This window comes from Deinococcus carri (genome assembly GCF_039545055.1).
GTDB classification, from domain to species: domain Bacteria; phylum Deinococcota; class Deinococci; order Deinococcales; family Deinococcaceae; genus Deinococcus; species Deinococcus carri.
On record NZ_BAABRP010000011.1, the window covers coordinates 1 to 20,299 of the forward strand.

A 20,299-nucleotide genomic window follows, 5' to 3' on the forward strand; every position below is an offset into this window, starting at 1 on the left:
CCCTGACCGCACGGGGCAACGTGAGCATGGTCATCACCGATAAAGCCGTCTTCGAGTTCCTGGACGGCCAACTCACCCTCACCGAACTGCTGCCCGGCACCACCCTGGAGGAGGTCCGCGCCACCACCGGGGCCAGCTTTAAGGAGCGGCTCAGGCAGGAGACTGGAGGCTGAACTGAGCAGCAAAGAACGGGGAAGCGCCCGCTTCCCCGTTGGTCAATGTCAGCGGTGCGGCTCATGACGCCCCCGCACCCTTGCTGGTTCTCATACGGATTCCGTCCAATTCCTGAACAGTCGGGAGGGCACCGCCTGTTCATCCATCTCCCGAAATCCGCTCTTGTTCCTTCTCCCTTTGGTCGGATTTCCGGGTGTTTTCAACACCCTTCAATCGGAATCAGTATCAGTCCAGCGGCAGCCCGACGTAGTTCTCAGCGAGGGCGGTGGCGGCGGCCTGTGAGTGCACGAGGTAGTCGAGGTCGGCCAGGCGGATGCGCTGCTCGAAGGGGCTTTCGGTGGAATTGGTGTGCAGCAGGTTCGTCATGTACCAGGAGAAGCGCTCGGCTTTCCAGATCCGGCGCAGACAGGTGTTGGTGTACTGGTCCAGCAAGGTCTGTTGCCCGGTGCGGTAGAAGCATTCCAGCCCACGGGACAGGTAGACGGCGTCGGCCACCGCCAGGTTGAGTCCCTTCGCCCCGGTGGGCGGAACGATATGCGCCGCGTCCCCGCCGATGAAGAGCCGTCCGTGCTGCATACGGTCACACACGAAAGAGCGCATGCCGATCACGCCCTTCTGAAAGATTCGCCCTTCGGTGAGCGTCCAGCCGTCCACCGTTTCCAGCCGCTGGTGGAGTTCCGACCAGATCAGCTCGTCCGAATAGTCCGCCACGTTGTCGGTCGGCCCGCACTGGAGGTACAGGCGTTGGATCTCCGGCGAGCGGGTGCTGAGCAGGGCAAAGCCGCGCTCGTGTCGGGCATAGATCAGCTCGTGGTGCGAGGGAGGCGCTTCCACCAGAATCCCCAGCCAGCCGAAGGGGTACAGGTGCTGGTACTCGGTGCGGCCCTCGACGTACTGGCGTGAGGGTCCCTGCGAGCCGTCATACCCCGCGATGAAGTCGCAGTGCAGTTCCTGCTGCTGACCATTCTCGTCCGTGTAGGTGATGTGGGGGCGCTTTGAATTCAGGTCGTGGAGCTTCACGTCACGCACCCCGAAGTGAATCTCTCCCCCACTGGCGAGGCGGGCGGCGATGAGGTCCTTGAGCACCTCGTGCTGCGGGTAGACGGTGACGCGCCTGCCGCCGGTCAGGTCCTCAAAGTCCAGATGGTGGCTTTCACCCGCAAAGCGCAGGGTGATGCCCCGGTGGAAGTGGCCCTCGCGCAGCATGCGTTCCCCGAGGCCGAGCGACAGCATCAGGTCCACCGTCCACTGTTCCAGCACCCCGGCGCGAATGGTGTTTTCAACATCCTCGTGAGAGCGCGATTCCAGAATGACGCACTCGATGCCCTGACGGTGCAGGAGGTGGGCGAGGAACAGGCCGGCGGGACCGGCACCGATGATGCCGACTTGGGTGCGGGCAGGTGCAATGGGCATGGTGTCTCCTTCCCCCGGTGGCTGGGCTGGGGGCGCAGTGTAGAAAGTGCAGGGCAGAAAGTGGGGTGATTCCCGGCTGGGTGAGCTTCACTGTGGAGGATCAGGTCGCGGGGCGCAAGGCACGCATCCTGGTATATCGGAAGCGAACCGCACACTGCGGGTGCCCAACTCGCAGTCATCCGCTCCGCCCACGCCCCGGTCGGCTGGTCCGCAAATCCCTCTCGTTCTCCACATCTGACGGGATGCTCGCAGCCCCGGCGTGCCGAGTCTCACGACGACCGCGCCCTCACGGGTCAAGGCGACGGCCCGGCCAATGCCACGCCCATGCCCTAGCGCCCGAGGTGGTCAGCCAAACGCTTCATGGCCGCTCCTCTCAGGGTGTTGCCCCCCAGCCTCAGCCAGTGGCCTGAGAACCAGGGGACGCCCGCACTGCCACTGAACCGGACACCTCCGGGATTCAGCACCGGTTTCCTGGCAGGTTCTACCCCGTCCCGGCCCCGGCGGCAGGCCACGCGTGGTTCCTGTACTGGTCACGAATCTCGCGTTTGAGGAACTTCCCGGTCGCGCCGATGGGAAGGGACTCGACCATCACGAAATCGTCGGGGATCCACCATTTCGCCACGCGCCCTTGCAAGTGGGCGCGCAGGTCTTCGGGTTTGGGGGCCTCGCCCCGGGGAATCACCAGCGCGAGGGGGCGCTCGGTCCACTTCTCGTGCGGGACGGCCACCACCACCGCCGCCGCGACGTGGGGGTGGGCCATCAGGGCATTCTCGATCTCGGCGGAGCTGATCCACTCGCCGCCGGATTTCACGAGGTCCTTGGCGCGGTCCTGCACCCACACCTCGCCGCCGGGCGAGAGGGTGGCGATGTCGCCGGTGTCCAGCCACCGCTTGCCCCGGCGTGTGACGAAGTCGCCGGTGACGCCCCGCCGGTAGTACTCGCCCGTGACCCAGGGGCCGCGCACCAGCAGGCGGCCCATCGTCTGGCCGTCGTGGGGCACGTCCGCGCCCTCGTCGTCGATCAGGTCAACCTCGGTAAAGGGCATCACGCGGCCCTGCTTGCTGCGGTGGGTAAAGCCCTCGTCGCTGGCCGGGTCCACCCCCACCGGGGCGTTGCTGGTGGTCGCCAGCGGACTCGTCTCGGTCATGCCCCACGCCTGCATCATCCGCAGGCCGTGGCGGAAGTGCAGGGCGCGGATCAAGGCCTCGGGCACCGCCGTGCCGCCGCAGCCGATCAGGTTCAGGTGCGACAGATCATAGGGCTGTCCCGCCTCCCCCGCCCGGTCGAGTTCGGCGAGCAGCGCCAGCATCACCGTGACCACCCCCGCGCACATGGTGACCTTTTCCTGCTCAAGCATCCGCGCCACCGTGGGGCCGTCGTTGAAGACGCCGGTAAAGACCAGCCCGGCCCCGTAGAGGGCCGCACAATGCACCGTGCCCCAGGCGTTGGCGTGGAACATCGGCACGATGGGCAGCACGGTGTCCTCCTCGCCGATGTCGAAGGCGGACTTGTGCCCGCCCGCGAGCGCGTGCAGCATCAGCGAGCGGTGGGTGTACAGGACCCCCTTGGGATTCCCGGTGGTGCCGGAGGTGTAGCACAGCATCGCGCCCGATCTCTCGTCGAGGTCCGGCCAGTCGAAGGTTGCGGGCTGCCCGGCGATGAAGGCCTCGTACGCCTGGGTGCCTTCAGGGGCCGCCCCATCCCGCCCGAACACCACATAACGCTCGATGCTGGGGCAGTTCGCCTGGAAGGCGGGCAGCATCGGCAGGAACATCGGGTCGAGCAGCAACACCCGGTCCTGCGCGTCGTTGATGATCCAGACCAGTTGCTCGACCGGCAGGCGGATATTCAGGGTGTGGATCACCGCGCCCATGCTGGAGACTCCCAGGTACGCCTCGAGGTGAGAGGAGCTGTTGACGGCCAGGGTCGCCACCCGGTCGCCCTGGGCCACGCCAGCGTCTTTCAGCGCCCCGGCGAGCTGGCCCGCACGCGCGGCGGCCTCCCCCAGGGTGGAGCGGTGCGTCCCGGGAACCGGCTGCCCGGCCTCGTTCTTCCCGGCGATCAGCAGGGACGTGACGGGCCGCTCCGGATGCAGGTGCAGGCAACGGTCGATCAGCGTCCGGGTGGTGAGCGGAACGTCCATCATGGTCGGGAACCTCCGGGGGAAAGGGGGCGGGGCACGTTGACCGGGTTGTCAAAGGGGGCAAGGCCCAGCTTATCGCCCGGCCCCGGGGGGAGAGAAGCCCTACTCGCCCAGCCCCGCGTACTGCCCCTCCTGGAGGTCGGTGCCCTTCAGGAGGCCGGCGGGCGGCTCGAAGCGGGAGCCGTGCCGGGCGGCGAGTTCCCTGGCCCGCTGAACGAACTGCTCGCGCCCCACGAATTCGATGAACTGGTGCGCGCCGCCCGTCCAGACCGGGAAGCCCAGGCCCAGGATGCTGCCGACGTTCAGGTCGCGGCCCTCGGTCAGCACCCCCGTCTCCGCGACATGCGCCGCGTCCACCGCCTGCGCGTACAGCAGGCGGTCGCGCAGCTCCTGCAGGTCGTACTCGCCGCGCCCCTGCTGGGGGGAGAGGTCCTTCAGGCCGCTCCAGAGGCGCTTGGGCTGGCCCTCCGGGTAGTCGTAGAAGCCCTTGCCGGCGCTGCGCCCGGTGCGGCCCAGGTCCACCATGCGCTCCAGCACGGCCAGGCCGGGGTGGCGTTCTTTGGGTTCTGCGCCCGCCTTCTTCGCGGAGGCCTCCACGTGCAGCGGCAGGGTCAGCGTCACCTCGTCGAGCACCGCGAGCGGCCCCACCGGCATCCCGGCTTGCAGCGCGGCGTTCTCGATCACGGCGGCGGGGATGCCCTCGGCGAGCATCGCGGCCCCCTCGTTCACGTACTGCCCGAAGACCCGGCTGGTGTAAAAACCGCGCGAGTCGTTGACCACGATGGGCACCTTGCCGATCTGCGCCGCGAAGTCGAGGGCGTGGGCCACCGACTCGTCGCTGGTCTCCCTGCCCCGGATAATCTCGACGAGCTGCATCCGGTCCACCGGGCTGAAGAAGTGCAGGCCGATGAAGCGGGCGGGGTTCTGGCTGGCCTGCGCCAGGTCGGTGATAGGGATGGTGCTGGTGTTCGAGGCGTACAGGCCGCCCTCGCGGAGCATCGGCTCGGCCTTCCGCGTCACGTCGGCCTTGATGTCGGGGTCCTCGAAGACCGCCTCGATGATCAGGTCGCAGCCTTCCAGGTCTTCAAAACGGGTCGTCGGCTGGATGCGCCCCAGGGTCTCGGCCCGGCGCTCCTCGCTGACCTTGCCGCGCTTCAGGCCCTTGTCGAGCAGCCCCTCGCTGTACGCCTTGCCCTTCTCGGCTTTGGATTGCTCGGTGTCGAGCAGCACCACGTCGATGCCCTTCGTCGCGGCGGCGTAGGCGATGCCTGCACCCATCATTCCCGCGCCGAGGATGCCGAGCTTCTGCACCCGGAACTTCGGCACGTCCTTCGGGCGGCCCGCACCCGCCTTGATCTCGTTCATGCCCAGAAACAGGGTGCCGATCATGTTGCGGCTGACCGGGTGCAGCACCAGCCGCGTGAGGTAGCGCGACTCGATGCGGCTGGCGGTGTCGAAATCCACCTGTGCGCCCTCGACGGCGGCGCTCAGCACTGCTTCGGGGGCGGGCAGGGTGCCCTTTGTCCGGGCGAGCAGCATGGCGGGCGCGGCGATCTGGAGTTGCGCCAGCGCGGGCGTGTAGGGCTTGCCGCCGGGAATCTTGTATCCCTTCTGGTCCCAGGGCTTGACGGGTACGGGGTTCGCCTCTATCCAGGCGAGGGCCTGCCGCGTGGCGGCTTCGGCATCCGGCGCGAGTTCCGCGAGGCCAAGCTCCGCGAGTTCGGCGGGCCGCATCAGCTTGCCTTCCAGCAGGAAGGGCAGCGCCGCCTGCACGCCCAGGTGCCGGACCATGCGGGTCACGCCGCCCCCGCCGGGCAGCAGGCCCAGGGTGACTTCCGGCATCCCGAGCTGCGTCTTCGGGTGGTCCACCACGACGCGGTGGTGGCAGGCGAGGGCCACCTCGAACCCGCCGCCCAGGGCGCTGCCCTCGATCACGGCCACGACGGGTTTGCCCAGCTTCTCGATGCGCCGCAGCTCGGCCTTGGTGCCCTCGATCAGGTCGAAGAGGGCCTGGGGGTCGCTGCGGTCCATGCCCAGGAACATCTTGAGGTCGGCCCCGGCGAAGAAGGTGGGCTTGGCCGAGCGCAGGATCACGCCCGCGATGTCATCCTTTTCCCCCTCCAGCCGGTCCAGTGTCTCGCGGAAGCTGGGGATGAAGTCCGCGTCCATCAGGTTCACGGCACCCGGCCAGTTCATCGTGAGGGTGACGAGTTTCCCCTCGCGCGCGTACTCGATGGGGTTGCTCATGCGCCCGCTCCTTCCACGAAGCCGTCCACCCGCTCGACGATCACCGCATTGCCCATGCCGCCGCCCACGCAGAGGGTGCACAGGCCGTACCGCTCGCCCCGGCGTTCCAGCTCGTCGAGGACCGTGCCCAGGATGACGGCCCCGGTCGCGCCCAGCGGGTGCCCCAGCGCGATGGAGCCGCCGTTCACGTTGACCTTCTCGTGCGGCACGTTCAGCTCGCGCATGAACTGCATGGGCACCACCGCGAACGCTTCGTTCACCTCGAAAAGGTCGATGTCTTCGGGCGTCAGGCCCGCCGCGTCCAGCGCCTTGCGGCTGGCGGGGACCGGGCCGGTCAGCATGATGGTCGGCTCGGTGCCGACGCGCCCCACGCTGACGATGCGGGCGCGGGGCGTCAGGCCCTGCCGCTCCCCCGCCTCCCGCGAGCCGAGCAGCACCAGCGCCGCGCCGTCCACGATGCCGCTGGAGTTCCCGGCGGTGTGGACGTGGTTGATGTGCTCGACCTCGGGGTACTTGAGCTGCGCCACCGCGTCGAAGCCGAGCTTGCCCTGGTCCGCGAAGGAAGGCTTGAGCTGCGAGAGGCTCTCGGCGGTCGTCTCGGGCCGCAGGAACTCGTCCCGCGCGAGGATGGTCAGACCGTTCATGTCCCCCACGGGCACCACGCTCCGGCAGAAGTGCCCGGCCCGCTGGGCGGCGTGGGCGCGCTTCTGGCTCTCGGCGGCGTAGGCGTCCACCTCCTCACGGGTAAAGCCCTCCAGGGTGGCGATCAGGTCGGCGCTGATGCCCTGCGGCACGAAGTGCATCTCCAGGGCGCTGGCGGGGTCGAAGGGGGCACCCATATCCGTCCCCATCGGCACGCGGCTCATGCTCTCGACGCCGCCCGCCACGATCAGGTTCTCCCAGCCGCTGCGGATGCGCCCCGCCGCCTGCTGCACGGCCTCCAGCCCCGACGAGCAGAAGCGGTTGAGCTGCACACCCGGCACGCCCTCGTCCCAGGAGGAGAGCAGCACCGCCATGCGCGCCACGTCGAAGCCCTGCTCCAGCACCGGCGTCACGCAGCCCAGCACCACGTCGTCCACCTGCGAGGTGTCGAGGTCATGGCGTGCCCGGAGTTCCTCCAGCAGCCCTACCACCAGGTTCACGGGCTTGACCTCGTGCAGCGAGCCGTTCGCCCGGCCACGGCCCCGCGGGGTGCGAATCGCGTCGTAGATGTAGACCTCTTGCATGGCAACTCCTCCGTTCTCAGGATGCAGATTTCACGGCGTGAACAGGCAGGTCGTGTTCGTGGGCCAGGCGGTTACACTCGTCCACCGTCAGGCCCCGCAGGAAGCGGTCCGGGTCCTGCCCGCCCAGCGTCCCGGCCAGCCGCCGCCCGAAGTGGGGTTCGAGCGCGGCCACCCCAGCCCAGCCGTCCCGCAGGGGATAGAGGCGGTACTGCGGCAGCGCGCCCGACAGCCACCCGCCCGGCGCGGTCAGGCCGTGGCGGACGGGGAGGGCCATCCCGGCCGCCGCCTGCTTCAGCCCCACGCGGCGGTGACGTTCGCTCCTTCCCCGCTCGCGGCCCAGCAGCAGGGCGAGGGCCGCCCGTGCGGCCTCCTGCGCCCCGGCGAGGTCCGCAATCAGGGTGGTCGGCATCTGCGGGGGGCGCACCAGGCCGACCTGCAACTGGTAGGTGAGGTCGTGGCCGGGCACCTCGGGGGCGTCCTCGTCCCCCACGATTTCCACCCAGCACAACCGGGGATTGAGCGCCGCGAGGGCGTCTGCCGTCACACCCAGCCGGGCGAGGGCCGAGGGGCGCTGGCTGGTGATCAGCAGGTCGGCGTCTTGCAGCAGTGTTCCCAGCGCCTGCTGCCCTTCAGGCAAGCGCAGGTCGAGGGTCTGCACGGTCATGCCCGTCCGCAGTTCATCGTAGAGGGCCTCGGAAGCGCTCCGCAGCATGTCCCCGGTGGGCGGCTCGACTTTGGTGACGCTCAGGCCCTCCCGGACGAGCAGGCCTGCCGCGACCGGACCGGGGATGTTGGTGGCGAGGCTGACGGCCCGGAAGCCGGAGAGCGGGCCGGAGGCGTGGGAAGCGGCCGTGCTGGAATCTGCTGGGGTCAAAGGGACTCCTGGGGAGTGAACGTCGGGCAGCGGCTTGACAGCGGGTCGGGTTTTCCTGAACATGTTGAACGTATAACATTTAAGTTCACCTGGCTAGTCCCACCCCGCCTGCGCCCGGCACCCCCGCAAGGAGACCCATGACCGTTCAGGACCAGCCCGCCCCCTTCAGCGCGCCCGAGGCCACCCCACCGCTGCTGCCGCGCACCCTGATGCAGCCCGAACACGAGGCGTTCCGGCGCACCGTCCGGCGCTTCTTTGAAACGGAGGTCGCGCCTTACACCGAGCAGTTCGAGCGTGACGGTCACATTCCGCGGCAACTCTGGAACCGCGCGGGGGAACTGGGGCTGCTGCTGACCGCCATCCCCGAGGAGTACGGCGGCATGGGCGGCGACCGCCTCTTTTCCACCGTGCTGATGGAGGAGCAGGGCCGGGTCCTCGCCAGCGCCACCGGCTTCATGCTGCACTCGGACATCGTGGCCCCGTACATCCTCCACTACGGCACCGAGGAGCAGAAGCGCCGCTACCTGCCCGGGATGGCGACGGGGGAGCGGGTCGGGGCCATCGCCATGACCGAGCCGGGCGCGGGGTCGGACCTCCAGGGCATCAAGACCCGCGCGGAGGACAAAGGCGACCATTACCTCCTGAGCGGCTCCAAGATCTTCATCACCAACGGGTATCTGGCCGACCTCGTGATCGTGGTTGCCAGGACCGGGAACACGGGCAAGGGCAGCCGCGACCTCAGCCTGCTGCTCGTCGAAACGAACTCGGAGGGCTTTTCCAAGGGCAAGCCACTCAAGAAGATGGGCATGAAGGGCCAGGACACCTGCGAGCTGTTCTTCAGCGACGTGCGGGTGCCCAAGGAGAACCTGCTGGGGCAGGAAGGCCAGGGCTTCAGGATGCTGATGCAGGAGCTGCCCTGGGAGCGCCTGATTATCGCCATCGAGGCGCAGGCCGCCGCAGAAGCCGTGTTCGACCTGACGCGCCAGTATGTCAAGGAGCGTCAGGCGTTCGGGCAGGCCGTGATGGACTTTCAGGTGACGCGGCACAAGCTCGCCGAACTCCAGACCGAGATCAGCCTGGGCCGCACCTACGTGGACGAATGCACCCGCGCGATGCTCGGCGGCAAACTCACCCCGCAGGCCGCCTCCGCCGCGAAATACTGGGTGTCGGAGATGTGCAGCCGCGTGATGGACGCCTGCGTGCAGCTTCACGGCGGCTACGGCTACATGTGGGAGTACCCGGTGGCGCGCGCCTTCGTGGACAACCGCGCCCACCGCATCTACGGCGGCACCAACGAGATCATGAAGGAACTGATCTCGCGCGCGCTGTGATAAGGGTTCCGCGCCGTGGAGGACCATGCGGTGTTGTCCCGGATGGTCCGGAGTGAAGCGGAATTCGTCTGAGGGACGGGCGGCGACTGGAATGATAGAAATGCCCCCGATGATCTCCCCCGCCCCACGCCGCACCCAGGCCGAACGCAGCGAGGCCATGCGCGAGAAGCTGATCGGCGCGACGCTGGACTGCCTGGTCACCGAGGGGTATGTCGGGCTGACCATCGGCAAGATCGTGGAGCGGGCGGAGGTGTCGCGCGGTGCCCCGCTGCACCACTTCAGCACCAAGGCGGCCCTGATCGAGGCCGCCGCTGGGGAGGTGGTGCGCCGCGTCTCCCGCAAGCTCGCCCTGGCCTTCGAGCGCAGCAAAAACGCCCCCGACCCCCTGGAAGCCTTTGCCCTCGCCGCCTGGCGCGACATCTTCACGGCGCAGGAGGGCGTGCTGCTGTCGGAACTCACCTACGCCAGCCGCCGCGAACCGGAACTGGGGGCCATCGTGCGGCGGTTGTGGACGCGCATGTACCGCGTGATGAGCCGCGTGGCGGTGCGCTATGTCCACAGCCAGGACCCCACTGTTCCGCCGGGCCGCGTGATCTTCCTGACGCAGTGGCTGATGCGCGGCATGGCGCAGGATTTCCCCCTGGGTGCTCCCCCCGAACTGTTCGAGGCGTACCTGAAGCTGTGGCGGCGGGTGCTGGGCAGCGCCATCCAGAGCTGAGACGGACTCCGATGGAATCGTTGACGAAGTGATTCCATCCGAGCAGAGCGAGTGGGAGAAAAACGGGTTCCGGGCGTGGAGTTGACCCATCGGCTCTGTTCCGATGGGTCAACGGAACAGACGGAATCCGTAGGAGGAGCTGAGCCGCGGCCTGACGTCGCCGCACCGGCCCCTGTCCGGGTCGGCGAGCGGACGCTCAGAGCGCTCACGGCTTCTCCCACTCCACCACCCGCCGTCCCTGACGGTAGGTGTAGAACTGCCCCATCAGCAGAAACACGTTCATGATGGCCGCCGACAGGATGCGTTCGCACACCCCGTAGAACTTGCCGAGGGCCGAGTGCGGCGCGTCCGGGTTGAGCAGCAGCACCACCCCCAGCGTGAGCACCACCACCACCGAGGTGATGTTTACCGAGTAGACGTGCTCGCGGTAAAAGCCCTGCCACAGCCGGTGCCGCAGGGGCAGGACGCGGCCAGTGGTGAGGTCGGTGCGCTCGCCGTGCACGTCCAGCAGCACGAAGCAGCGGGTGTGCGGCGTGATCACGAACTGCTCGTGCACGTCCAGCAGGCGGCGCAGGAACCACTCGCTGGTGCTCTGGATGTCGGTCAGGTAGCGCCCGAAGATGCGGAGGCTGACCTCGTTCGCCTCCGGATGAATGCTGATCAGGCACTCGTTGGGGCTGGGGCGGTCCACGTCCTCGAACAGAAAGAGTTGCCCCGACAGCACCCGCGCCCGCAACTCCGGGTTCAGGCGTTCCACGACGGCCTGCATCCGCTCAGTGAACTCTCCCGTTTCCGTGCGGTGCGGCAGGAACGTCAGCGTGGGCAGCAACTCGCGCCAGAACGCCTCGGTCTGGACCAGCCGCAGGTTCCGCGCGTGCACGGTGGTCATGGAGCGCAGGAAGGTGGGAACAGGCGCGGTCATTCAGTCGCCGTCCAGCACGCCCTGACTCACCTGCCGGAGTTCAACCCCGTCTCCGGCCCGCAAGAAGATCAGCGCGGAGGAGTAATCGTCGTCGGGCCACTGCTTTCCGGCGGCGGGGATTTCGCTCACGCCCAGCGCCTCCGCCAGGGCCGCCACCATCGGCGGGATGTTGTGGTGTTCCCAGCAGACCAGCACGTCCTGACCGGCGTCGCGCCGTCGCCAGCGCCGCCCCCTCCGTCTTCAGCAGCGGCGCGTGAATGTCCAGCCCTAGCTTGCGCGAGAGCGGCGTGATCGTCTCGCGCGGGCGGTGGTGCTGGCCCTCAGGGTCGCCGTGGTAGCCGCAGGTGTACAGAACGGTGGGCCGCGTGAACGGCGCGCGCACCTGTTCCGCGCCCAGCAGCGCCGTCAGCGCCCCGGCCCGCTGCCAGCCCCGCGGCGTCAGGGAATCGGACCGCGCCTCGCCGCGCTCATTGACGCCGTTGGCGGAATCTTTCGCGCCGGTGGGCTTCTCGCCGTGCCGGATGACGGTGATGGTCTGGGGAAAGGAAGTCACGTCTTTATTGTGCTGGTTGCCGGAGCCGCGCTCCGTTTCGCTCCAGGCTCAGCATCCGGTTAAGCTCTTCCCATGTCCTCTCCCTGCGTTCAGGACGTGGCCGCCCGGCGGTCGGGCTTCAGCCGTCGCCACATTCGAGGCATGAGTGCCCGGTTTCCCGGAAAAGGGGTGGTCAGGCGAACGTTCAGGGACGCTCCGGGGGCCGTGCCGTCACTGTCTCTGTTGCAGGCGGTTTTCCACTCGCCGTTCTGCGTGAGGTTCGCCCGCCATCGGCGCGTGCGGCCGGGGGGTGGGCGGTGAGTTCGGCCCCCGAAACCGACCGCTTCCTGCGCGGCTCGCACGGCGCGGTCGCCTGGGTGGCCGACCGTCCGGCGCTGCTGTACCTGCTCGCGCTGGCCGTGTCGGGGCTGCTGGTGCTGTTCGGGGGCTTCCCGCTGATGTTGGGCTTCGTGCGGACATCCCTGGAGGCGGTGCCGGGGGTGGCCTTCGCGGTGTTCGGGGCGGTCATCACCGCGCTGTCCATCCTCATCACGCTCAAGTCCACGCCGTTTTTCCGCCGTCTTCAGGACGACAAAAACCGGGTGTGGCAGCGCATCGTCCAGAACTTTATTCAGGCCGCCCTCGTCGTCGCGGCGCTGGGGGTACTCGCCCTCTTCTTCTCGCCGGACAGTTTCGCGCGGCTGGCGCTGCGGGTCAGACAGGCGGTGGCCTTCGGCTACTTTTTCCTGTTCAGCGCCTCGGTGCTGTTTCTGGTGATCTCGCTGTACCACCTGCAACTGATGGCGAACGCGCCGGTCGCGCATGATGAACAGGGCGGAAGCTGAAGGGCGGCCCGCCCAGGCTCACCGCGTCTCCTATTAGCCCCGGGCAACCTCGATGGACTTGCCAGGAAGTAACGCGGGCAGAGCAGGCCGCAACAACTGCGCGTTGCCCCCACGGTTTCCACAGAGGAGAAAGGAGGAAAGCCCATGACCGTCCCAGAGAATCCAGAAAGCAACCGGCAACTTGTCGCTCAGTACCTGGTGGGGAACGACGACGCGAACATCGCGCGGCTCACGGAATTGGCCCGCGACGAGCCTGGAGTCGCCGAACAACTGGTGCAGATTATCGATGCGGACGAGAACGAGGAGGTGCCCGCGGGGGCCATCCGCGCCCTGGGCTTCGCCCGGCCTGCGTTGCTGGAGCAACCCTTCACGCGGATGCTGGGCAGCAACGACGTCACCCAGCGGGCCACCGCCGCTCGCCTCTCCGGCACCTTCGGCGTCACGGCCCTGAAAACAGCCGTCGAGCAGCAGTTGGGCACCGACCCGAGCGCAAATGTCCGTTACTGGTGCGCCCTTACCCTGGGCATGATAGGCGACATGTCCTCGCTGCCGGTGCTGGAAGGCCACACGCAGGACGAGGCCTGGGGCGACCACCAGGACACGGTGGCGGGCGCAGCGCGGTCGGCCATCCTGGAAATTACGGAACGCGCCAGCCCCTGAAGGGCGCAGGATTCAGCCACCAAAGGAAAAAAGGAAAAGCAGATGACCAAAGACAGGCACGACACCCCCACCGAACCCGAGATGGGCAACGACATGAGTGACCGCTCCGGCTATTACACCGAGTCGGACAGCGGCGAGGAAGACACGCCGACGGAAGGCGGAGTGCCGCTTCCGCTCGGCAGCGATCTCCCCGCCGATGTGCTTGATGCCGACGGCTCCGGCACGACCTTTGATGCTGGAAACGTGATTCCGCCCACCACCCCCGACTCGGAATCGGACTGATGGCGGGGTGACCCTCGGGTGCTGGAGCAAACGGCACGGTGACTGGTGGCCTTCCACGCGGCAGCAGTTCCCCTGCCCGCCAGCGCGACCATGTGCTCCCCTCCACCAGGCGCGGCACTGGACAAAGTTGCTCAGCGAGAATGCGCCGCTCCTGACGGGTGAGGCCCGTGCCCTCCTCGCCGTATTCGTGAACCGGCAACCGCCGCCCAGCCAGCCGCTTCACGGAGACTCCGGCATGTCCCACGTGTCTTTCTCGGAGGGAAGCTCGGCTGGGACGCGTGGGAGGTAGTCCGGCGGCCTGAGTCACCCTGCCCTTCTATGCCGCGCTGTCCTACGTGCGGGCGGACGGCAAAGCGGCTGACGGCGAAGGGAGTACCGTATCGCGTCGGCTCTGCGGGGAGACTACTCGCCGCCGGGCGGAGCGCCCTGACCGGCACGGGCGGTCGCCATTTCAGTCAGCCCGACAGCGACCAGGGGGCATCAGTGGGTCTTGTCGGCCCCCGCGGAGTCCTCGTCTGTCCCGGTGCCCCGCTCCGCGAAGGTGCTGCGGCTGTCGAGCGGCGTCAGGCTGCCGCCGGTGTGGGGGTCCGTTCCGGTTCCGTAAGCGTCGGCAGCAGGCTCCGGGTTATGGTTCTCGGAGGTGGAACGGGTGCCGCCCAGCATGTTCTGCATATCCGCCCCAAAGGGTCCGTCTCCCTCGTCCGCGTGCTGCTCGACAGCGCCCTGGGAGGGAGATTCAGGTGATTTCAGCGCGCCACCGGTGCCCTGGCCCTGCCCGGCAGGGGTCTTTTCGTCTTCCCTTGTCATATGACCTCCAGACGGGGCGGGTACCGCCCTCCTGGCCCACTTTCGACTTGGAGGCGGTGAGGGGAATGTTCCCCAGACCTCTAATGGCACAATGTTAAATGAATGATGTGCAAATCGGAGGGCAGGGACCTCCCGGTTGACGTAGGGCTGACCTATAGTCGAAAAATCAGCGCGACATCTACAGGAACCTGGGGGGAATTTTGACACCGACTGAGTTTGAAGTGCGGGTGAACGGCGTCCCACAGCCTGCCGTCCCCGGCGAGCCGTTGATTCAGGTCCTGAACCGCTCGGGGCTGGAGCTGCCGCAGGTCTGTTATCACCCGCAGCTCGGGCCGATCCAGACCTGCGACACCTGCCTGGTGACCGTGAATGGGGAAATTGTCCGCGCCTGCGGCACCCCCGTCACGGCAGGCATGAGCGTGCAGACCGAGACGCTGGCGGCCCGCGAGTCCCGGGTCACGGCGTTCGACAAGCTGCTGGGCAACCACCTGCTGTACTGCACGGTCTGCGACAACAACAACGGCAACTGCGTGGTCCACAACACCACCGCGCTGCTGAAGATCGAGCACCAGCTCACGCCCTACCATCCCAAGCCCTATCCCAAGGACGAGACCAACCCCTTCTACCGCTACGACCCCGACCAGTGCATCCTGTGCGGGCGCTGCGTGGAAGCCTGTCAGAACCTCCAGGTCAACGAAACGCTCTCCATCAACTGGGAAGACCCCCACCCCCGCGTGCTGTGGGACGGCGGGCGGCCCATCAACGAGTCGAGCTGCGTGAGTTGCGGCCACTGCGTGACGGTCTGCCCCTGCAACGCCCTGATGGAAAAGACGATGCTGGGCGAGGCGGGACTGATGACCGACCTGCCGCTGCCGATGTTCCAGTCGGCGGTGGACCTGGTCAAGGCCGCCGAACCCAGCATCGGGTACGGCCCGATCCTGCAAATCTCCGACACCGAGGCGGCGATGCGCGAGGGGAGCATCCAGCGCACCAAGACCGTCTGCACGTACTGCGGCGTGGGCTGTTCCTTTGAGGTCTGGACCAAGGAGCGGCACATCCTCAAAATCGAGCCGACGCACGGCCCGGCCAACGGCGTCAGCACCTGCATCAAGGGCAAGTTCGGCTGGGACTACGTGAACAGCGAGAAGCGCCTGACCACACCGCTGATTCGCGAGGAGGGCGGCTTCCGCGAGGCGAGCTGGGAGGAGGCCACCGCCCTGATTGCCCGCCGCTTCCGCGAGATCAGGGCGCAGCATGGTCCCGACGCCCTGGCCTTTATCGCCTCCTCCAAATGCACCAACGAGGAAGCCTATCTGATGCAGAAACTGGCGCGGGGGGTGGTCGGCACCAACAACATGGACAACTGCTCGCGCTACTGCCAGTCCCCGGCCACCATGGGCCTGTGGCGGACCGTCGGTTATGGCGGCGACAGCGGCAGCATCACCGACCTGGAAAAGGCCGGGCTGGTCATCGGCATCGGCACGAACACCGCCGAGTCGCACCCGGTCCTCGCCACCCGCGTCAAGCGGGCGCACAAGCTGCGGGGCCAGCGCCTGATCGTGGCCGACCTGCGCGAACAGGAGATGGCACAGCGGGCCGACCTGTTCATTCGGCCCAATCCCGGCACGGATTTCGTGTGGGTCACGGCGGTGGCGAAGTACATCCTCGACGAGGGGCTGGAGGACCACGCCTTCATCGAGAAGTGGGTGAACGGCCTGGACGAGTTCCGCGCCAGCATCGCGCCCTACACCCTCGCCTATGCCGAGCAAGTCACGGGTGTCCGCCAGGACGTTCTGAAACAGATTGCCCATGAGATCGTGCAGGCGGACGGCACCTGCATCATGTGGGCGATGGGCGTGACGCAGCAGTGCAGCGGCAGCGAGACCTCCACCGCCATCTCCAACCTGCTGCTGGTCACCGGCAACTACATGCGGCCCGGCGCAGGTTCCTACCCGCTGCGCGGCCACAACAACGTGCAGGGCGCGTCCGACATGGGCGCGATGCCCAACTTCGTCGGTGGCTATCAGAAGGTGGACGACCCTCAGGTGCGCGCGAAGTTCGAGGCGAAGTGGGGCGTGCCGCTGCCGACGAACAAGGGTCTGGACAACCACGACATGGTCCATGCCATCTACGAGGGCACCCTCAAGGCCATGTACCTCAAGGGCGAGGAGATGGGCATCGTGGACTCCAACGCCAACTACGTGGACGCGGCCTTCGAGAAGCTCGACTTCTTCGTCGTGCAGGACACGTTCTTCTCGTACACGGCCTCCTTCGCGGATGTGGTGCTGCCCGCCAGCCCCAGCCTGGAAAAGGACGGCACCTTCACCAACACCGAGCGGCGCATCCAGCGCCTCTACCGCGCTCTGGAACCGCTGGGCGACAGCAAGCCCGACTGGGAGATTATCCAGCTCGTGGCGAACGCGCTGGGCGCAGGCTGGAACTACGGGCATCCCAGCGAGATCATGGAAGAAATTGCCAGCCTGACCCCCCTGTACGCGGGCGTGACCTACGAGCGCCTGGAGGGCTTCAAGTCCCTGCAATGGCCCGTCCTGCCCGACGGCAGCGACACGCCGCTCCTCTTCACCGAGGGCTTCCCCTTCCCCGACGGCAAGGCACGGCTCTACCCCGCCGAGTTCATCCCACCGCAGGAGGTGCCGGACGCCGAGTACGACCTGCACTTCAACAATGGGCGGATGCTGGAACACTTCCACGAGGGCAACATGACCTTCAAGTCGCCGGGCATCACCGAGAAGGTGCCGGGGACCTTCGTAGAAGTGTCGCCGGAACTGGCCCGCGAGCGTAGTCTGGAAAGCGGGCGTTACGTGCGGCTGGTGTCGCGCCACGGCGCGGTGCGGCTGCGCGTGCTGGTCACGGACCGCGTGGAGGGCAAGCAGGTCTACATGCCGATGAACACGCCCGACGCGCGGCAGGCCGTCAACCGCCTGACCGGCAGCCACACCGACCCCAGCACCCATACGCCCGCCTACAAGGACACGGCGGTGCGGATGGAGATTCTGCCGGAGGAGGGTGAAAACCCCTTGCCGCGCGTCAACCCCCGCTACTGGCACCCCACGCCCCAGCCTGGCGTTGAGGTCGAGCGCAAGTGGCGGCGGGCGGACTACCGTTTCCCAGGGGACAATCCCAACCGTGCCCGCATCGCGCGCTACGACACCTCCGAGAGCGTGGGAGGAGACGACTGATGGCGAAACCGCTGGAGTTCGACGTGCGGACGCTGCTCCCCACCCCCGAGGAACGGCTGGCCGAAAGCACCGCCGAGAGCGCCGACGCGATGGGGGAGGCGCTGGAACTGCTGCGCGTGCTGCATGAACACAAGGTGCTGCAAACCCTGGTCCGCGTCGTGCAGGGCGGCGAGGGCCTGACCTCCCACGCCCTGGACATCCTGAACGAGCCGGGAAGCGTGCGGGCCGTCCGCAACGCGCTGGAGGCGGTCAAGGTGCTGGGCCGCATCGAGCCGGAAGCGCTGGAAACGGTGACGGGGGCGCTCTCGGACGGCTTGCAGGAGGGCGCACGCCGGGTGCGCGAGGGCGAACGCGCGGGCCTGGGCGAACTGCTCGCGCTGGTGCGTGACCCCGACGTGGGCCTGGCGCTGGGTGCCCTGGTCGGCGTGCTGCGCGGCTTCGGTCGAGGCCTGCGCGAGCGGGAGGCGCACGGCAACGCCCCCGACGTCCCCCAGACCTGACCTGTGCCGCCCGACGAAGCGGCCGCCTGTGCCGTCCTGCGGTACGCAAACGGCGGCGTCCTCCCCGAAACCGACCTCGTGGCCGTCGAGGAGCCGCTGGAACTCCGGCTGGTCCAGGGGGATGAGGAACAGCCCTTCGCCGTCACCATGCGGACCCCCGGCGCGGACCGCGACCTGGCCCTGGGGTTTCTGTACGCCGAGGGGGCCATCCGCGAAGCCGCAGACGTGTTGAGCCTGGCCGAGTGGCGTCAGGGTGACCTGACCACCCCCAACGTCTTACGGGTGGAATTGCGTTCGGGGTTCGAGTCGCTGCGGACCCTCTCACGCCACACCTTTACCAGCAGCGCCTGCGGGGTGTGCGGTACGGGCAGCATCGAGCGGCTGGCCCTGCGCGCCCGGCCCACGGTTTGGACCCGGCCCCCCCTGGCCCCCGAGGTGGTCTGCGGGCTGCCGGAACAGCTCCGGGCCAGGCAACCCCTCTTCGCCGCCACCGGCGGGCTGCATGCGGCGGGCCTCTTCACGGCGCAGGGCGAGTGCCTGGCGGTGCGCGAGGACGTGGGCCGCCACAACGCGGTGGACAAGCTGATCGGGTGGGCGCTGGGACGTGGCCTGCTGCCCTTATCGGATCACCTGCTGGCGGTCAGCAGCCGGGCGGGGTTCGAGATCGTGCAGAAAGCCGCGCTGGCGGGCCTCCCGCTGGTGTGCGCGGTGTCGGCCCCGACCAGCCTCGCCGCCCAGGTGGCGGAGAGCTTCGGGATCACCCTGGTGGGCTTCGTGCGGGGGGAGCGCTTCAACGTGTACAGCTTCCCCGAACGGTTGCGGCTGGAGAACGTCCGTTGATGACCCCCCGGGAAGAAGGAACCTCGCCCCACCGGGTTCACCCCCCCTGGCCTGCCGCCTCCCCACTTCCCACGGCCAAGACCATCCCTGGAGTTGCCCGGCTCCCGTTGCGGGAGGTTTTCCCGCAGGCTCCTTTCGCCAGGGTTCTCCTCTCTGCCCACCCTCAAGCCCAGGAGGTTCCGCATGTCCTTTCTAGATCGTGAGCACAGCGTCGCTCCGCCCGGCTTCAACCGCTGGCTGGTGCCGCCTGCCGCGCTGGCCGTCCACCTGTCCATCGGCCAGATCTATGCCTACAGCGTGTTCAACAAGCCGCTTTCCGAGTACGGCGGCTGGAGCCTGCTGGCGCTGGGCGTGATTTTTCAGCTTGCCATCGCGGTGCTGGGGGCCTCGGCGGCCATCTTCGGCAAGTGGGTGGAGCGGGTCGGTCCCCGCCGCACCATGTTCACCGCCGCCTGTTTCTTTGCGGGCGGGTTCCTGGTGGCGGCGCTGGGGGTCGCCACCAAGCAACTGTGGCTGGTGTACCTGGGCAACGGCCTGCTGGGGGGGATCGGCCTGGGGCTGGGGTACATCTCCCCCGTCTCGACCCTGATCAAGTGGTTTCCAGACCGGCCCGGTGTGGCGACCGGCATGGCGATCATGGGCTTCGGCGGCGGTGCCCTGATCGCCTCGCCGCTGTCGGTGACGCTGATGAACCGCTTCGGGGGAGGCGTGCCCGCGAACGGCATCACCGCGACCTTCGTGACGCTGGGGCTGATCTACCTCGTCTTTATGCTGTTCGGTGCCTTTACCATCCGCGTGCCGCGCCCCGGCTGGACACCCGCAGGCTACACGGCCAGCAACGCCAACGTCCCCGGCCACGGCATGATCACCAACGCCAACGTGACGGTCGATACCGCCATGCGGACGCCGCAGTTCTGGCTGCTGTTCGCGGTGCTGTTCCTGAACGTGACCGCCGGAATCGGCATCCTGGGTCAGGCTTCGGTGATGATCCAGGAGATGTTTCCGGGCGGGCCGAACCACCCGGCGGTCACGGCCGCCGCCGCCGCTGGCTTCGTGGGCCTCCTCAGCCTCTTCAACATGGGTGGGCGCTTCCTCTGGTCGTCCCTGTCGGACCGCCTGGGGCGCAAGACCACCTACGCCGTCTTCTTCGCGCTGGGCGCGGTGCTGTACTTCCTGATTCCCATCACCGGGCACCAGGGCAGCGTGGTGCTGTTCATCCTTTGCGCGGCCATCATCATCAGCATGTACGGCGGCGGTTTCGCCACGGTCCCCGCCTACCTGCGCGATCTGTTCGGCACCCTCAACGTCGGTGCGATTCACGGGCGGCTGCTGCTGGCCTGGTCGGCGGCGGCCATCGTCGGCCCCTACCTCGTCAACGGGCTGCGCCAGTCGCAGATCAATGCCGGTGTCCCCACCGCCGACGCCTACGACCTGACCATGCACATCATGGTCGGCCTGCTGATCCTGGGCTTTCTCTGCAATCTGCTGGTGCGCCCGGTCGACCCGCGCTACTACATCCAACCCACAGACGCCTCGCTGCCGACGGACAGCACCCTGGGTGCCACGCGCCCGTCAGGAGACTGAA

Annotated in this window: 17 protein-coding genes; 9 read left to right on the top strand and 8 right to left on the bottom strand. The window is 67.8% G+C overall.

All coding sequences use genetic code 11. The features are described from left to right. Window positions 1-399: 399 nt before the first annotated feature. The 5 genes from ABEA67_RS13170 to ABEA67_RS13190 form a co-directional block, all read right to left on the bottom strand. On the bottom strand, window positions 400-1,587 hold the full coding sequence (locus tag ABEA67_RS13170; RefSeq protein ID WP_345465883.1) for a 4-hydroxybenzoate 3-monooxygenase: 1,188 nt from the start codon (window positions 1,585-1,587) through the stop codon (window positions 400-402). Between the two features lie 481 nt (window positions 1,588-2,068). Continuing rightward, the gene (locus ABEA67_RS13175) at window positions 2,069-3,733 is read right to left on the bottom strand and encodes a long-chain-fatty-acid--CoA ligase (protein ID WP_345465886.1); all 1,665 of its coding nucleotides are present in this window, start codon (window positions 3,731-3,733) and stop codon (window positions 2,069-2,071) included. A 99-nt stretch (window positions 3,734-3,832) separates the two neighbouring features. After that, window positions 3,833-5,977, bottom strand: coding sequence for a 3-hydroxyacyl-CoA dehydrogenase NAD-binding domain-containing protein (locus ABEA67_RS13180; protein ID WP_345465888.1), 2,145 nt, complete (start codon window positions 5,975-5,977; stop codon window positions 3,833-3,835). After that, window positions 5,974-7,203, bottom strand: coding sequence for an acetyl-CoA C-acetyltransferase (locus ABEA67_RS13185; protein WP_345465890.1), 1,230 nt, complete (start codon window positions 7,201-7,203; stop codon window positions 5,974-5,976). The genes ABEA67_RS13180 and ABEA67_RS13185 overlap by 4 nt, the downstream gene beginning before the upstream one ends. A gap of 16 nt (window positions 7,204-7,219) precedes the next feature. Next, the gene (locus tag ABEA67_RS13190) at window positions 7,220-8,077 is read right to left on the bottom strand and encodes a CoA transferase (protein WP_345465893.1); all 858 of its coding nucleotides are present in this window, start codon (window positions 8,075-8,077) and stop codon (window positions 7,220-7,222) included. A 137-nt stretch (window positions 8,078-8,214) separates the two neighbouring features. On the opposite strand from ABEA67_RS13190, the gene ABEA67_RS13195 reads away from it, so the two are divergent. Beyond that, window positions 8,215-9,408, top strand: a complete 1,194-nt coding sequence (locus tag ABEA67_RS13195) for an acyl-CoA dehydrogenase family protein (RefSeq protein ID WP_345465896.1) — start codon at window positions 8,215-8,217, stop codon at window positions 9,406-9,408. A 100-nt stretch (window positions 9,409-9,508) separates the two neighbouring features. Further along, window positions 9,509-10,126: a TetR/AcrR family transcriptional regulator gene (locus ABEA67_RS13200; protein ID WP_345465898.1), complete on the top strand. Its 618-nt coding sequence runs from the start codon at window positions 9,509-9,511 to the stop codon at window positions 10,124-10,126. Between the two features lie 205 nt (window positions 10,127-10,331). Here the strand turns inward: ABEA67_RS13200 and ABEA67_RS13205 are convergent, their stop codons facing one another. Continuing rightward, entirely contained in the window at window positions 10,332-11,048 is a 717-nt protein-coding gene (locus ABEA67_RS13205) for a hypothetical protein (protein ID WP_345465900.1), read from the bottom strand. A gap of 40 nt (window positions 11,049-11,088) precedes the next feature. Continuing rightward, on the bottom strand, window positions 11,089-11,601 hold the full coding sequence (locus tag ABEA67_RS13210; RefSeq protein WP_345465902.1) for a hypothetical protein: 513 nt from the start codon (window positions 11,599-11,601) through the stop codon (window positions 11,089-11,091). Window positions 11,602-11,897: 296 nt separating this feature from the next. Here ABEA67_RS13210 and ABEA67_RS13215 point away from each other — a divergent pair, with 296 nt between their 5' ends. The 3 genes from ABEA67_RS13215 (at window position 11,898) to ABEA67_RS13225 (ending at window position 13,367) form a co-directional block, all read left to right on the top strand. Further along, a complete protein-coding gene (locus ABEA67_RS13215) occupies window positions 11,898-12,425 on the top strand; it encodes a hypothetical protein (RefSeq protein ID WP_345465905.1) in 528 nt (175 codons plus the stop codon). A 144-nt stretch (window positions 12,426-12,569) separates the two neighbouring features. Further along, on the top strand, window positions 12,570-13,085 hold the full coding sequence (locus ABEA67_RS13220) for a HEAT repeat domain-containing protein (protein WP_345465907.1): 516 nt from the start codon (window positions 12,570-12,572) through the stop codon (window positions 13,083-13,085). A 42-nt stretch (window positions 13,086-13,127) separates the two neighbouring features. Next, entirely contained in the window at window positions 13,128-13,367 is a 240-nt protein-coding gene (locus ABEA67_RS13225; RefSeq protein ID WP_345465909.1) for a hypothetical protein, read from the top strand. A 480-nt stretch (window positions 13,368-13,847) separates the two neighbouring features. On the opposite strand, the gene ABEA67_RS13230 is transcribed toward ABEA67_RS13225, so the two are convergent. Further along, on the bottom strand, window positions 13,848-14,174 hold the full coding sequence (locus tag ABEA67_RS13230; protein ID WP_345465911.1) for a hypothetical protein: 327 nt from the start codon (window positions 14,172-14,174) through the stop codon (window positions 13,848-13,850). 200 nt (window positions 14,175-14,374) lie between these two features. On the opposite strand from ABEA67_RS13230, the gene fdhF reads away from it, so the two are divergent. From fdhF to ABEA67_RS13250, 4 genes are all read left to right on the top strand, one after another. Next, complete coding sequence (fdhF, locus tag ABEA67_RS13235; RefSeq protein ID WP_345465913.1) at window positions 14,375-17,374, top strand: formate dehydrogenase subunit alpha; 3,000 nt, start codon at window positions 14,375-14,377, stop codon at window positions 17,372-17,374. Next, a complete protein-coding gene (locus ABEA67_RS13240; protein ID WP_345465915.1) occupies window positions 17,374-17,874 on the top strand; it encodes a helical membrane plugin domain-containing protein in 501 nt (166 codons plus the stop codon). Before fdhF ends, ABEA67_RS13240 begins: the two co-directional genes overlap by 1 nt. Before the next feature lie 3 nt (window positions 17,875-17,877). Next, window positions 17,878-18,714 (top strand): formate dehydrogenase accessory sulfurtransferase FdhD, encoded by an 837-nt coding sequence (fdhD, locus tag ABEA67_RS13245; RefSeq protein WP_345465917.1) that lies wholly within the window; start codon window positions 17,878-17,880, stop codon window positions 18,712-18,714. A gap of 183 nt (window positions 18,715-18,897) precedes the next feature. Further along, on the top strand, window positions 18,898-20,298 hold the full coding sequence (locus ABEA67_RS13250; protein ID WP_345465919.1) for an L-lactate MFS transporter: 1,401 nt from the start codon (window positions 18,898-18,900) through the stop codon (window positions 20,296-20,298). Window position 20,299: the final 1 nt, after the last annotated feature.